The following is an 11,408-nucleotide window of genomic DNA, read 5'->3' as shown; positions in this document are numbered from 1 at the left end:
CGTTTCCGCGGCGTTCTGGACATGCTCTTCATTGTGCTGGGTTTTGCCCCCCCCCCCCCCTTCCCAATGTGCCCCACGAGGACCCCGGATTGGGAGATGGTGGCGGAGACGATGACGCCTGCCCACGATATGATCGAGGGCGATTTCACCAATGCCCGGGTGACTGGGGCGGGCCCGTTCGTGACGCGTCCAGGCGGAGCGGTGCATGGGCCGCAGGGTTGAAAAGCGGCTGCAAGATCCTCACCCCGCAGAGGGCGTTCGGCGATCCCGGCAACCAGGCGTCGCTGAACGCGACACGCCCGGTCGGATGATGAGCCTCAGCGTTCGACCAGCCGCGTGTACAGGTGCCAGGTCGCGTAGCCCAGTACCGGCAGGACGACCGCGAGCCCGATGAACAGGGGCAGAGAGCCGAGCAGCAGCAGGAAGGCGACCCGCACGCCCTAGGCGGCAATGGTCGGCAGGTTGGCCGACACGGCTCGCACCGAGGTTCCGACTGCCGTCGCCGCGTCGACTGGCCGGTCCACGACCATGGGGAAGGACACGATCGTCAGGAACACCGTCAGCACTGCGAAGACGGCGCCGACGCCGTTGCCGATGACCACCATGGCCAGCCCCTCGGGCGTCGAGAACAGCTGTTCGAAACCGCCCGCGAGGGTCATCGGTCCGATCCGCGCCAAGGTTAGCTGATAAATGATCCAGGCCGCCGCAATCCAGGCGAGGAAGAAGACCAGCGACATCCCCGTCAGCATCACCAGCGGCGTTCGGCTGCGCCCCCGCAATGGGTCGAAGAAGTGGAACCAGCTGGAATCGATGCCCCCCTCGCGACGCCGTGCGATCTCGTAGAAGCCGGCCGCGACCGCCGGTCCCATGACCGACAGACCGGCGACCAGCGGAAAGAAGACGGGCAGGAGCTGGCCGTTCAGGGCGATGGCCGCCGCCAGCAGCCCCAGGATCGGATAGAGGACCGCCAGCACCAGGATGTCGCCCCGCTTGGCGTTGAAATCCTTCCAGCCTTCCGACAGGGCCCAGTTCAGATCCGCGCCGGTGATGCGGCGCACGGCGATTGGGCGAGGCGTGACGTGAATGCTCGACATGACGGCTCCGGGATTTGGAAGGCGGCGGGAAACTCGAGGCAGACTACGATCGGGAACAGGAAGCGTTACCGAGGCTAGGCCCGTCTCCGCTCACGCGCCACTGGAGCAGCGTCACGGTTGGGTGATCGGCCCGGAGCGATCCGCAAGGAGGAAATCACGCACCGGCGGGAGTGATCGCGCCGGGTCTTCCTCATGGGGAAGATGGCCGAGGTCGGGGAAGGAGACCAGCCGCACGTCGAAGAGTGCGCTCTGATAGTCCCGCGCATTGGCGAAGGGGATCATCGCGTCCTGTTCGCCCCAGACCAGCAGCACCGGCGCCGTGATCCGCCCCAGCAGCGGAACGGAATCGCGCAGCACGGTCTGTTCATGCGGTCCAGCATCGCCTGGCGCGCGCCGGGCGCCAGCGTTAGGCCCATGACGAAGGGCACCTCCGGGGCTTGGCCATACTCGAAGCCCGGGCTGGCGAAGCCGTCGGGCGAGATCAGCACCAGCCGGTCGACCCGGTCGGGATGTTCGGCCGCCATCGTCCAGGCAATACGGCCGCCTACGGAATGGCCGACGAAAGACGCGCGCTCGATCTGCAGAAGGTCCATCAGGGCCAGCAGAAGGGCGGTGGCCCGGGCGTCCGTATAATCCCCCGCCGGATCGGGCGGCGACAGGCCGGCACCCGGCAGGTCGAGGCGGATGACGCGCAGTTCGTCGTCCAGCCTCCCGGCCCACGGCTCCCAGGTGTGCAGGCTGGCCCCGAACCCGTGCAGCAGAATGACGGCAGGGGCATCGCGAGGGCCGGTGTCCCGCACATGCAGCTATGGCGCGTCGCTCGGCGACACCTGGAACCCTTGGCTGATCACCATAAATCCGCCGGATATCGCCTATGGTCTGTCGCTGGCCCCCTTGAGAGAGGGCGGCATCTGGCAGCTGGTCACCATCTGCGCGGCCGGATCGATTATTTCCTGGGCGCTTCGAGAGGTCGAGATTTGCCGCAAACTGGGCATCGGCCTGCACGTCCCGATCGCCTTCGGGGTGGCCATCTTCGCCTATCTGTCGCTGGTGGTGATCCGGCCCTTCTTGCTCGGCGCCTGGGGCTACGGCTTTCCCTACGGCATCTTCAGCCACCTGGATTGGGTGTCCAACACCGGCTACCAGTATCTGAATTTCCATTACAATCCGGCGCATATGATCGCCGTAAGCTTCTTCTTCACGACGACGCTGGCCTTGGCCCTGCACGGGTCGCTGGTGCTGGCCGCGACTAACCCCGGCGGCGGAAAACCGGTGCGGCAGCCCGAGCACGAAGACACCTTTTTCCGCGACTTCATCGGCTATTCGGTCGGCACCCTGGGCATCCACCGGGTGGGGCTGTTCCTGGCGCTGCAGGCCGGGCTGTGGAGCGCGATCTGCATCATCATCAGCGGTCCCTACTGGGACAAGGGCTGGCCCGAGTGGTGGGACGGCTGGCGCAACCTGCCGATCTGGCAATAGGGGAGGGCGAGGATCATGGCCGTCTATCAGAACATCTTCACCCAGGTGCAGGCCCGGACCCATCCCGAGATGGGAGCCGACACCAACGAGGCCGACCCCTGGCGCATCGGCAGCCCCGGCTTCGTCCACTGGATCGGACGCATCGGCAACGCCCAGATCGGCCCCATGCATCTCGGCTGGACCGGCATCTTCTCCCTGCTGAGCGGCTTCCTTGCGTTCGAGATCATCGGCCTGAACATGATGGCCTCGGTGGATTGGAATGTGGCCGAGTTCGTGCGCCAGCTGCCGTGGCTGGCGCTCAATCCGCCGGCGCCGGAGTATGGCCTGGCCATTCTGCCGCCGCTGGCCGAGGGCGGCTGGTGGCTGATCGCGGGCTTTTTCCTGACCACGTCTGTGATCCTGTGGTGCGTGCGATCCTATCTCAGGGCCAAGGCGCTGGGCCTGGGCACGCACACGACCTTGGGCCTTCGCCTCGGCGATCTGGCTCTATCTGGTGCTGGGTTTCATCCGGCCGATCATGATGGGCAGCTGGTCAGAGGCGGTGCCGTTCGGCATCTTCCCGCACCTGGACTGGACTGGGGCGTTTTCGATCACCTACGGCAACCTGTTCTACAATCCGTTCCACTGTCTCTCGATCGCCTTCCTGTACGGCTCGACCCTGCTGTTCGCCAGGCACGGGGCGACCATCCTGGCGACCAGCCGATGCGGCTCGGAGCGCGAGGTCGAACAGATCACCGATCGCGGCACGGGCTCCGAGCGGGCGGCGCTTTTCTGGCGCTGGACCATGGGGTTCAACGCCACAATGGAATCCATCCACCGCTGGGCCTGGTGGTTCGCAGTGCTGACGACCCTGACCGGCGGGATCGGCATCCTGCTGACCGGCACGGTAGTCGACAACTGGGACGAATGGGCCATCGCGCACAACTACGCTCGCTAGGAATGGAACAAGGCTGAGCGGCGACGCAGCCCAGCGCCTTCGTTCGCCGATCGCGACGTGCGCGGCCATGCCCGGGAGGTGATGGTGCGGGCGTTCAGGGGGCCGGGGGAAGCCGATTTCCAATGGGTCGGCGTCTGGCACATCGACACGGATCATTCGCACGCTCATTTCGTGGTGCGGTTTGGTGGCGGGCGGCAAGGACCTGGTCATCCTCCGCGACCACATCGGCTACTGATCGAAACTTGTTAGGTGTCGAGCTGTTGATTTTATAGGAGGAACGATGGTGGGTGATGTTGGGTTCGAACCAACGACCCGCTGATTAAGAGTTTGGCTGGGCTGTGTGGGTCCTAGCTTGTGATAGCTTGTTCTAGCCCATTTTTCATCGAAATGTCAGCAACTTAGCTCCTTGCAGGTTTGTGGCTGCGTGTCCTAGCTAGCCCTAGAGCGCTAGCAATACGCTAGCCGACGACGCTAGGGAGAGCCGTTATGGCCAAGCTCACGAAGGCCTTCATCGACAAGGTTCAGCCGCCGGCTGATGGTTATCGGATACACTGGGATGAGACCGTCAAAGGGTACGGTCTCCGGGTCACCGCGGCGGGCAAGAAGGTCTTCGTCGCTCAGGGGCGGGTGAGGGGGAAGGCGGTAATAGTCACCATCGGCCCGTTCGGCTTGTACCCCGAGGACAAGGGTCGCGCGAAAGCCCAGCGGGTCCTTCAGGATATGCGAGACGGCATCGACCCGAGAGATGTGAAGAAGCAGGAGGAAGCGACAAAGGTGACGCTTAGGGAGGTCGCGGACGCGTACTTCGCTCGACCCGGCAAGCTCAAGCAGAGCACCAAAGAGGAGATGGACCGTCACGTAGAGAAGGTGTTCGCGGCCTGGGAGCACCGCCCCATCGTTCTGATCACCGAGGACGATGTGCGTAAAAGGCACCGCGAAATGGTCGAGGGTGGCCTAAGCGGGAAGAAGGGAGCACCTGCAAGCGCCAACCTGTCGATGGTCACTCTCCGAAGCCTCATCAACTTCGCCGGTCGCCAATATCGCCGTGCGGATGGGACGCCCTTGATCCAGCGAAACCCGGTTGATGTGTTGAAGGATCATTGGGCAACGCTAGGGTCACGGACAAAGCGTTACATCGACAAGGGGAAAGTCGGAGCGGTCTGGAACGCGCTGACGGAAGCCCGCCTGGACCCCAAGAATTGCGACGCATTGACGGGCATCGATCTGGTGATGTTCCTGCTGCTCACCGGCGCGCGCCGGATGGAGGGAGCTGAACTCACTTGGGACCGAGTCCACCTCGACGACGACGATCCGACCCAAGGCTGGTTCCACCTCCCCAACCCGAAGAACGGCCACGAGGTGTACCTCCCTCTCTCGTCACAGGCAGTGGAACTGCTCAAGTCGCGGAAGCGCGTGGCGGGCAATGTGCATGTGTTCCCGTCGCGCAGTAAGTCGGGGCACATCATGGACGCCCGCGCGCCCTTGGAGACGATCAGCGGGATCGCGGGGCTTCACCTGTCCTGTCACGACATGCGAAGGACCTACACCAACATCGCCATGCGAGAATGCCGGATCGAGAAGTTCCGGACGGATATGTTGACTAACCACAAGCCGCGCGCCGAGGACGTGACAGCGAGCAATTATCTCGACTTGTCGCGACTAGATTGGCTGCACCCCGAGGCGCAGTTGATCGGCGACTGGATCGAGAAGGCCGCAAAGGTGGCCCACGCGAAGGCTACCGGGCGGAACGTTGTGCCGCTGAGGGCCTGACAGTAAACTGTGCGGATGGAGAGCCGCCCAAGCTTCTAACAGCTCGAAGACCTGGGCGAACCCCTTCATGGCGGGTGAGCCAATCTCGGTAACCCGCTTCGCACCGGAAGGTGCGTATGGCACAGTTGGCTGATTGACCTAGGGCAATAGGTCGCCTTTAACCGCCGCGTTGCTCGCCTGTGCGGTTGAGTGGGGGAAGATGGCGAACCTCAACACCATATTGATCACTGTCGTCGGGGCAGTGCTCGGAAACGCCGCTGTGGTCGCGGTCATTGCAATCGTGGCACGAGGCCTATTTGCGGCTGCTATCAACCGCGACCTAGAGGCGTTCAAGGCGGACCTCAAATCCAAAGGGGACGCGGAGTTGGCGCGCATTGCACGAGAAGCCGCTCGCGAGATTGAGAGCTACAAAATTAAGCTCAAGAAGTCGGAGTTCCTTTTTGAGCGGCAGTTCCAAGCTGCGAATGACATGATGAAATTATTCGGCGATTTCAGTCCGCAGAGATCCCATCCGATGATGGATTGGTCTGACGCAATGGAAGAGGTTGTCGATAACTCGGGAAAGACCGAACAGGCTCTTCGGGGATTCATGGTTCGACACGGGGCGGCGTTGCTATCTGAGGATAGAGAAAAGCTCCAGAGCGCGATTACGAAGGCCAACGATATCCACACGGAAGACTACTTCGGGGAGCCCGACGACCATGCGTCCGAACTACACGGTCTGATCCAGTCACTCCGGGATAGCTTGATTGCTAAAGTGCAAGTCCAGTCGAGCCTTTAGTCGGACTTGAACCGAGTGCCGGAGCTCTGGCTGCTAGCGCCTTTCTCGGCAGGCGCTAGCGATCAAAATCGTATCCATGTGCATTTTATGCTTGGCTGCGTCCCAGAACCGCATGGTAAGCTAGCGCTATCCAGCCCAATCAGGTGGCCGGTGCCAACTCATCGGGTTCGGAAAGCCGAACTGTTCACCCCAAAACCGCCCGGGTCATAGGCGGCAGGTCTCTCGGAGACACTGTGGTGAACACGAACGATATGACCCTCGACCAGCTATCAACGCTGTTTGGCTACCCCCCCAAAGGCCGCCCGCTAGACACAAAGGAAGTCGCCGAAATTCTCGGCGTCCACCCCAACACTGTGGACCAGTATCGGTTCAGGGGTGACGGCCCCCGTCACTTTAGTCCGCCCGGCACGCGCCGCGTCTGGTACGCGGAGCGGGACGTGCTGGCATGGCTCGCCTCTGGCGCTCGCCAAAGCACCAGTGAAGCGGTCGCCGCGTAAGACCCTCAAACACTGAACCAGAGGCGGTGACGCTCGTATCCAAGAGCGCTCCCGTCCGGTTTTGAGCCCTGAAGCAATTGCCGCCTAGCCCAATCATAGCGCTCACGAACTACGGCCCGGGACTTACCTGGCCGTTTCGGAAGTGGCGGCCACAGATACCGATGCAGGACAATGACCACGCAGAGCGTAGGACAGGCTGGCCCGAGCGGCCAACTCCCCCTAGAGTCCCCAGCGCCGCCCCCACAGTCGGGGGCTTGGGTTGGCCCGAGCAGGACCAGCAGAAACCCCGGCTCAGCGCCCAGCGACGAATCCTGGGAGGTCACCGACCCTTGGCTCGACGCTGAGCGAGATTACCAAGCGGGAAACCGACGTGACCCCCGGCTGGGGTTCTTCGTGAACCACGCAGAGAAGGATGCGGCTGAATCCCGCACCGTCCAAATCGTAGATGGCATAACGCGTCAGGAAGAGGCGAAGGCGCAAGCCGAACTGGCGAAGCTGGAGCGCGCGAAACTGACCACGGTTGTAGCTCGCCCCCCGCTCGCGGACCCTTCCACCATCACATTGCAATTTGCCATGGCGACCGACACGGCAACGGTGAAGCTAGAGTTCCTCCTGGACCCGTTCCTGCCCGCCAGCTGCCTAGTTTGCTTCGCAGGCCGTGGTGGCACAGCAAAGTCCTCGTTCCTCGCAACTATGGCGGCCCATGTCAGCCGCTCCGCTTCGACCATGTGGGTCAGCGTTGAAGAGCTTACGGACTGGATCAAAGTCCGCCACATCAAGGCCGGGGGCGCGAGTGGCACCCTCGCAGTCGTAACTGCGGTCGCGAGTAAGACGGACACTCAGGGTCGGATTATAGGGTCTAGCTTCAACATCTATGAGCACCTGGAGCCGTCCATCAGAAAAGCAAAGGAGGGCTTCGCTGAGGCAGGAATGCCTCCCCTACGGCTCGTCGTGCTAGACACTGCTGTGGGGCTCACGGCGTGGGCGAAGGGTGAGAGCCCTAACGACGACGCCGCCGTGAAGAGGCTTCTGGGCTATCTCCAAGCCTTGGCTGAGGCGCACGGCCTGACCATGGCTTTCATCCAGCATTCCAACAAGGGAAAGCACGAGTACTTCGCAGACACCGTGGCGGGTGCGAGTGCCTGGACTAATTCACCGCGCCTGTCATTCGTCCACGCCCGCGACCGCCGAGAGGAGCACGCCTATGTCATGCGTGTGGCTAAGTCGAACCTGACGCAGGCGTTCGGCATGGCTTACAAAACTGCGCCAGTCCATGTTCTGCAGGCGCGTGAGGAGGGAGCGGACTCGGTGCTTTGTCAGGTTCAGCCGGGTGCGATTGTTTGGGGCGAGGAACAGTCGATGGACCTCTACGAGGAGGCCACACGCCGCCCCAAGGACGACGATGTCAATGACAACACGGCGGGACTGCGACCTCCGTCTCTAACTGACAACGTGGTCGCCTGTGTCGTGGAGATGGTGACCACGGCCGTAGAGCCTGTGACCCGCGACATGGTCCAGCAGCGGTTCGGTCGCTCCATAGACCGGCGTGTCTGGCTGAAGGTGGATGGTCAGCTGCTGTTGAGCGCCTTCATGTACCGCGTCTCGATCAATCACGGGGTCAATAACCGGATCACGTATGTGCGTATGACCACACCAACTGTGCCGTGAGCCCCCTAACACTGAGGTGGAACAACCGGCACAACGGTTACAACCGACAAACCCTATGGGGATTTCATATCAAACTCGGTGGTAGCTGTTGTAGCCGTTGTACCGCAGTTGTGTCCGGGGGCGGCGGCGCACTACCGAGTCAGGTTCCGGTACCTGTGCCGGGGAAAAGTTTCGAGACCGGGGGACGAGGAGTAGGTGCCTCAGGAGTTTTCATCGCTCGCTGACGCGCTGGTCGTGCTGGAATAGACGCCTTCAGCCCGAGCGCCTTTTTCTCGACGATGAACGCCTTCTGCAGGAACACTTCCATCACCGTTATCAGCTGGGCGGCTTCTTCGGGTTCGGGACTCCATCCCCTGTGAGCCGCCGCACTGCCAGCGTCTATGACGACGCCGAGTATCTGTTTCTCAGTGTCCCCGATCCAGCCGCCACTCTGCAGCTCCTCAAGCTTTTGCTGGAATGATTTCGCGGCGTCGATCTTCAGTAGTTCAGTTGTTCGGTCAATCGCAGTCCGTATACCGACCGTCGCCAGAATGAGCAGGCCCGCGTCGTAGGCGAGATAGGTCTCATCCAGAATTTGGCCAAGCTGGCGGTCCGCGGCTTGAACGGTCGAGAACCACTGTGGTTTGGTTTTGCTGTTCGGTTTGGGGTACGTGGTCAAGGCCCGGTTCAAGGCGCCCCCGGTCGACCCGTCATTTTCGTACCAGTTGTCGTAATCCTCGGAATCCCAGCTGGACTGGGCGTAGAACACCGTCTCGCAACCTTTGCACTGAAGGAGGCTGTGGTCGGCACCTCCATCGACAGAGTGAGCACCGTCTCTGGATTCCCAATGCCACTTGGTAGTGGTCGCGCCGTGAACATCGCAAACGCGGGGCCCATCGCATTCGGGGCAGTGAGCTTTCACTGGTTCTGGCGAGGTGGAGGACATGTGTCGGACGGTATCTCACTGACCACTGCCGCGCCAAGCCGTCGACCAGCTTATATGCGGTTTGAAGGCCGTAGTCCGCCCGAGGGGACGCAACAGATTGATTTGAAGTAGTTTTTTGTTGCGGATTTATTTGCTAATTAGCTAGCTTATAGCCAATAGCAAGCACATCAGCAGGTATTCAGCCCAATGTCAGAAGGAGTCGACGCTCGCGTTGGAATTTTGCTCTATCTGCTAATCGTGAAAAGCTTGATGAGGCGTAGTTGAGATCATGACAGAGGCTACTCCGAACCCCGCGCGGCCAAGCTGGATGGAAGGCTATCAGTCGACACCCAAGGGCAACCCGGCTTGGGTGAAAGGCGGTCCCAGCCCCAACCCGAAGGGACGCCCGCCCGGCGTCCTGGATCGCCGTACCAAGGTTAGCCAAGCGCTGGCAGATGACGCGCCCGCTATCGCGCGTGTGGTCATTGAGGCGGCTCTTGGGGGCGATATGCACGCGGCGTCTCTGGTGCTGTCTAGGGTAGCCCCGACACTACGCAGCCAATCGCAAACTGTGAACTTCGACTTCAACCCCTCCGGGTCGATCAGCCAACAGGTCGAACAAATCCTTCGCGCCGTCTCATTGGGCGAGGTACCGCCTGATGTGGGCAAGCAAATCATCGACGCGGTTCAGGCACTGAGCGCCGTCAGGACCGTCGAGGAACTGGAACACCGCATCGTCGAACTAGAGGCGCGAGCCTGATGGCTGCAATCGAGGCTAAGCGGAAAACTGTCTTAGTTCTCGGTCCCGAACCTCACGTACGCGCAGATGGCTATGACGTGCCCGTCAAGCTGGGGGTCTTCCCACGTGTTAGCACAGGAGGCGACGGTCACTGCTGGGAACGACCCCACGGGCGGCCCTAGCCGTGGCTACAGCGCAAGCCCTGTTGAACCGCATACGGGCGCTAGAAAGCGCGAGGGTACACCCCCTGCTCGCTAAAATCGGTGGTGCCGCAGGGTGGGCAGCCGTGAAGGACGAAGTGGAGGCGGGGCTAGCCGATGGCCGCTATGACAGCCGCGAAGTCCCTCTGGTCATTCGGTGCCTTGAGGGGTGGTTCTTCAGCGACCGCTAGCTGGAGTTAGTGGAAGTCCGCTTCCTGCATCAGGCCTCAGTCTGCTCCCGACCCTTTGCGGACATTAACGAGAAGTGGCCACTTGGACAGTGGAGGGTCGGTTCTACGCCTACGAACCCCGCAAGGCGGTGCAGTTGCTCGACCCAATTAGATCTCCGGCCATGACCGACTGTACCGCGGAATCCATGACGTAGTCGGACGGGTGGAGCGGAACCCCGTCTTTTCCCCGGGTCACGATCTTGTCGTACGCTTCTTCCATCGTCATTTCGTAGAGCCGTCCAAGTACGAAATCGTCCGACGGTCCTTGGAGGGACAATGAAATATAGACGGGCACCGTGTTGTCGAAATCTGTTTGGTCGATTTGTCCTGCGCGTACCGCTGCCACAAACCGTTTTCCGCTGGCATACCCCCGATCAAAATGGGTGAGAGCGGCTTCCTCGTCTCCGATCATCCCTGACCAGACTTGGCATCTCCAATGAGCCATCATTGCCAAAGACTCAGTTGCCGGTGTTCGTTCTTGGGGAACAAACATCAGCCAAACGGACAGCCCGGCTATTAGTGCTCCGCCCATTTTCGCAAACCTTCAAACCAGCATGAGTTAGATACGGAGAGCGACCAATGATCCGTCTTTCGTTGGCAGCCTTCATGGCTTGTACGCTCACCGGGTGTGAGAACAAGAACGAGATCCCCGGTTTCAATGCCATGGAAAAACAAGTCACTCGAACCCGCATCGGCTACGGTTCCGACCAATGGATTGAAATGCAAAATGGGATCGCGGAGTGGGAGCGGGTTGGTCTGATATTCGGCTACACCGACGATTACGAAGAGTGCGTCAAAGCGATAGCTGGCATGAAGGCAGAGAACTTTGGAAGGGAATACCGCTGTGTCCCCGCTAACTAAGCGCGTTGTGAAATACGCATAACGCCAAATTTTACGTCCACTCCCGACCCTTGGTGGACGCTGGCGAAGTCTGCTCTGCGGGGCAAATGCCGAATGTCCGCTTTCGCACCAGATGCGAATGACCGCTCCCGACGGTGGGCTCAACCGGTGACCGCAACACGCTAGCTTTTCTTCGGAGATGGAGCGTGGGTCATGAAGCAGCGGCGACGGATCTATTACTCGGCGGCCCAGAGGGCTGAAATCTGGGA

13 protein-coding genes and 2 pseudogenes are annotated in these 11,408 nt (G+C 61.3%); 10 read left to right on the top strand and 5 right to left on the bottom strand.

Annotation, left to right across the window (positions count from 1 at the left end; all coding sequences use genetic code 11):
• Positions 1-440: 440 nt before the first annotated feature.
• From ACP7AU_RS17065 to ACP7AU_RS17055, 3 genes are all read right to left on the bottom strand, one after another.
• Entirely contained in the window at positions 441-1,094 is a 654-nt protein-coding gene (locus tag ACP7AU_RS17065) for a DUF2189 domain-containing protein (protein ID WP_426052187.1), read from the bottom strand.
• A gap of 111 nt (positions 1,095-1,205) precedes the next feature.
• On the bottom strand, positions 1,206-1,376 hold the full coding sequence (locus ACP7AU_RS17060) for an alpha/beta fold hydrolase (RefSeq protein WP_426052186.1): 171 nt from the start codon (positions 1,374-1,376) through the stop codon (positions 1,206-1,208).
• A complete protein-coding gene (locus ACP7AU_RS17055) occupies positions 1,373-1,894 on the bottom strand; it encodes an alpha/beta fold hydrolase (protein ID WP_426052185.1) in 522 nt (173 codons plus the stop codon). Before ACP7AU_RS17055 ends, ACP7AU_RS17060 begins: the two co-directional genes overlap by 4 nt.
• Here ACP7AU_RS17055 and pufL point away from each other — a divergent pair.
• From pufL to ACP7AU_RS17015, 8 genes and pseudogenes are all read left to right on the top strand, one after another.
• On the top strand, positions 1,884-2,573 hold the full coding sequence (pufL, locus tag ACP7AU_RS17050; protein WP_426052184.1) for a photosynthetic reaction center subunit L: 690 nt from the start codon (positions 1,884-1,886) through the stop codon (positions 2,571-2,573). The two genes, ACP7AU_RS17055 and pufL, sit on opposite strands and share 11 nt — an antisense overlap.
• Before the next feature lie 15 nt (positions 2,574-2,588).
• Positions 2,589-2,975: pseudogene (locus ACP7AU_RS17045) on the top strand (photosynthetic reaction center subunit M); the annotation flags it as partial.
• Between the two features lie 91 nt (positions 2,976-3,066).
• Positions 3,067-3,510, top strand: a complete 444-nt coding sequence (locus ACP7AU_RS17040; protein WP_426052183.1) for a hypothetical protein — start codon at positions 3,067-3,069, stop codon at positions 3,508-3,510.
• Between the two features lie 51 nt (positions 3,511-3,561).
• Positions 3,562-3,759, top strand: a pseudogene (locus ACP7AU_RS17035) (hypothetical protein); the annotation flags it as partial.
• A gap of 237 nt (positions 3,760-3,996) precedes the next feature.
• Complete coding sequence (locus ACP7AU_RS17030; protein ID WP_426052182.1) at positions 3,997-5,280, top strand: tyrosine-type recombinase/integrase; 1,284 nt, start codon at positions 3,997-3,999, stop codon at positions 5,278-5,280.
• Between the two features lie 199 nt (positions 5,281-5,479).
• Positions 5,480-6,061, top strand: coding sequence for a hypothetical protein (locus ACP7AU_RS17025; protein WP_426052181.1), 582 nt, complete (start codon positions 5,480-5,482; stop codon positions 6,059-6,061).
• A gap of 251 nt (positions 6,062-6,312) precedes the next feature.
• Positions 6,313-6,558, top strand: coding sequence for a helix-turn-helix transcriptional regulator (locus ACP7AU_RS17020; protein ID WP_426052188.1), 246 nt, complete (start codon positions 6,313-6,315; stop codon positions 6,556-6,558).
• 393 nt (positions 6,559-6,951) lie between these two features.
• Positions 6,952-8,226 carry an AAA family ATPase gene (locus ACP7AU_RS17015; protein WP_426052180.1) on the top strand — a complete coding sequence of 425 codons (1,275 nt, stop codon included), beginning with the start codon at positions 6,952-6,954 and terminating at the stop codon, positions 8,224-8,226.
• Between the two features lie 139 nt (positions 8,227-8,365).
• On the opposite strand, the gene ACP7AU_RS17010 is transcribed toward ACP7AU_RS17015, so the two are convergent.
• Entirely contained in the window at positions 8,366-8,974 is a 609-nt protein-coding gene (locus tag ACP7AU_RS17010) for a DUF4145 domain-containing protein (protein ID WP_426052179.1), read from the bottom strand.
• A 484-nt stretch (positions 8,975-9,458) separates the two neighbouring features.
• On the opposite strand from ACP7AU_RS17010, the gene ACP7AU_RS17005 reads away from it, so the two are divergent.
• Entirely contained in the window at positions 9,459-9,890 is a 432-nt protein-coding gene (locus ACP7AU_RS17005; RefSeq protein ID WP_426052178.1) for a DUF5681 domain-containing protein, read from the top strand.
• A gap of 479 nt (positions 9,891-10,369) precedes the next feature.
• Here the strand turns inward: ACP7AU_RS17005 and ACP7AU_RS17000 are convergent, their stop codons facing one another.
• A complete protein-coding gene (locus tag ACP7AU_RS17000) occupies positions 10,370-10,831 on the bottom strand; it encodes a hypothetical protein (protein ID WP_426052177.1) in 462 nt (153 codons plus the stop codon).
• Positions 10,832-10,878: 47 nt separating this feature from the next.
• Here ACP7AU_RS17000 and ACP7AU_RS16995 point away from each other — a divergent pair, with 47 nt between their 5' ends.
• Entirely contained in the window at positions 10,879-11,160 is a 282-nt protein-coding gene (locus tag ACP7AU_RS16995; protein ID WP_426052176.1) for a hypothetical protein, read from the top strand.
• The last annotated feature ends 248 nt before the right edge of the window (positions 11,161-11,408 follow it).

Origin of the sequence: Brevundimonas sp. SL161 (genome assembly GCF_049896985.1) — a bacterium.
Lineage (GTDB): Bacteria > Pseudomonadota > Alphaproteobacteria > Caulobacterales > Caulobacteraceae > Brevundimonas.
This window is presented reverse-complemented; position numbering and strand designations above follow the sequence as displayed.

What these genes read in the sequence shown, in the direction of transcription:
- ACP7AU_RS17065 (WP_426052187.1), bottom strand. Translation starts at nt 1,094, where the DNA reads ATGTCGAGCATTCACGTCACGCCTCGCCCAATCGCCGTGCGCCGCATC.
- ACP7AU_RS17060 (WP_426052186.1), bottom strand. Translation starts at nt 1,376, where the DNA reads ATGATCCCCTTCGCCAATGCGCGGGACTATCAGAGCGCACTCTTCGAC.
- ACP7AU_RS17030 (WP_426052182.1), top strand. Translation starts at nt 3,997, where the DNA reads ATGGCCAAGCTCACGAAGGCCTTCATCGACAAGGTTCAGCCGCCGGCT.
- ACP7AU_RS17025 (WP_426052181.1), top strand. Translation starts at nt 5,480, where the DNA reads ATGGCGAACCTCAACACCATATTGATCACTGTCGTCGGGGCAGTGCTC.
- ACP7AU_RS17020 (WP_426052188.1), top strand. Translation starts at nt 6,313, where the DNA reads ATGACCCTCGACCAGCTATCAACGCTGTTTGGCTACCCCCCCAAAGGC.
- ACP7AU_RS17005 (WP_426052178.1), top strand. Translation starts at nt 9,459, where the DNA reads ATGGAAGGCTATCAGTCGACACCCAAGGGCAACCCGGCTTGGGTGAAA.
- ACP7AU_RS17000 (WP_426052177.1), bottom strand. Translation starts at nt 10,831, where the DNA reads ATGGGCGGAGCACTAATAGCCGGGCTGTCCGTTTGGCTGATGTTTGTT.
- ACP7AU_RS16995 (WP_426052176.1), top strand. Translation starts at nt 10,879, where the DNA reads ATGATCCGTCTTTCGTTGGCAGCCTTCATGGCTTGTACGCTCACCGGG.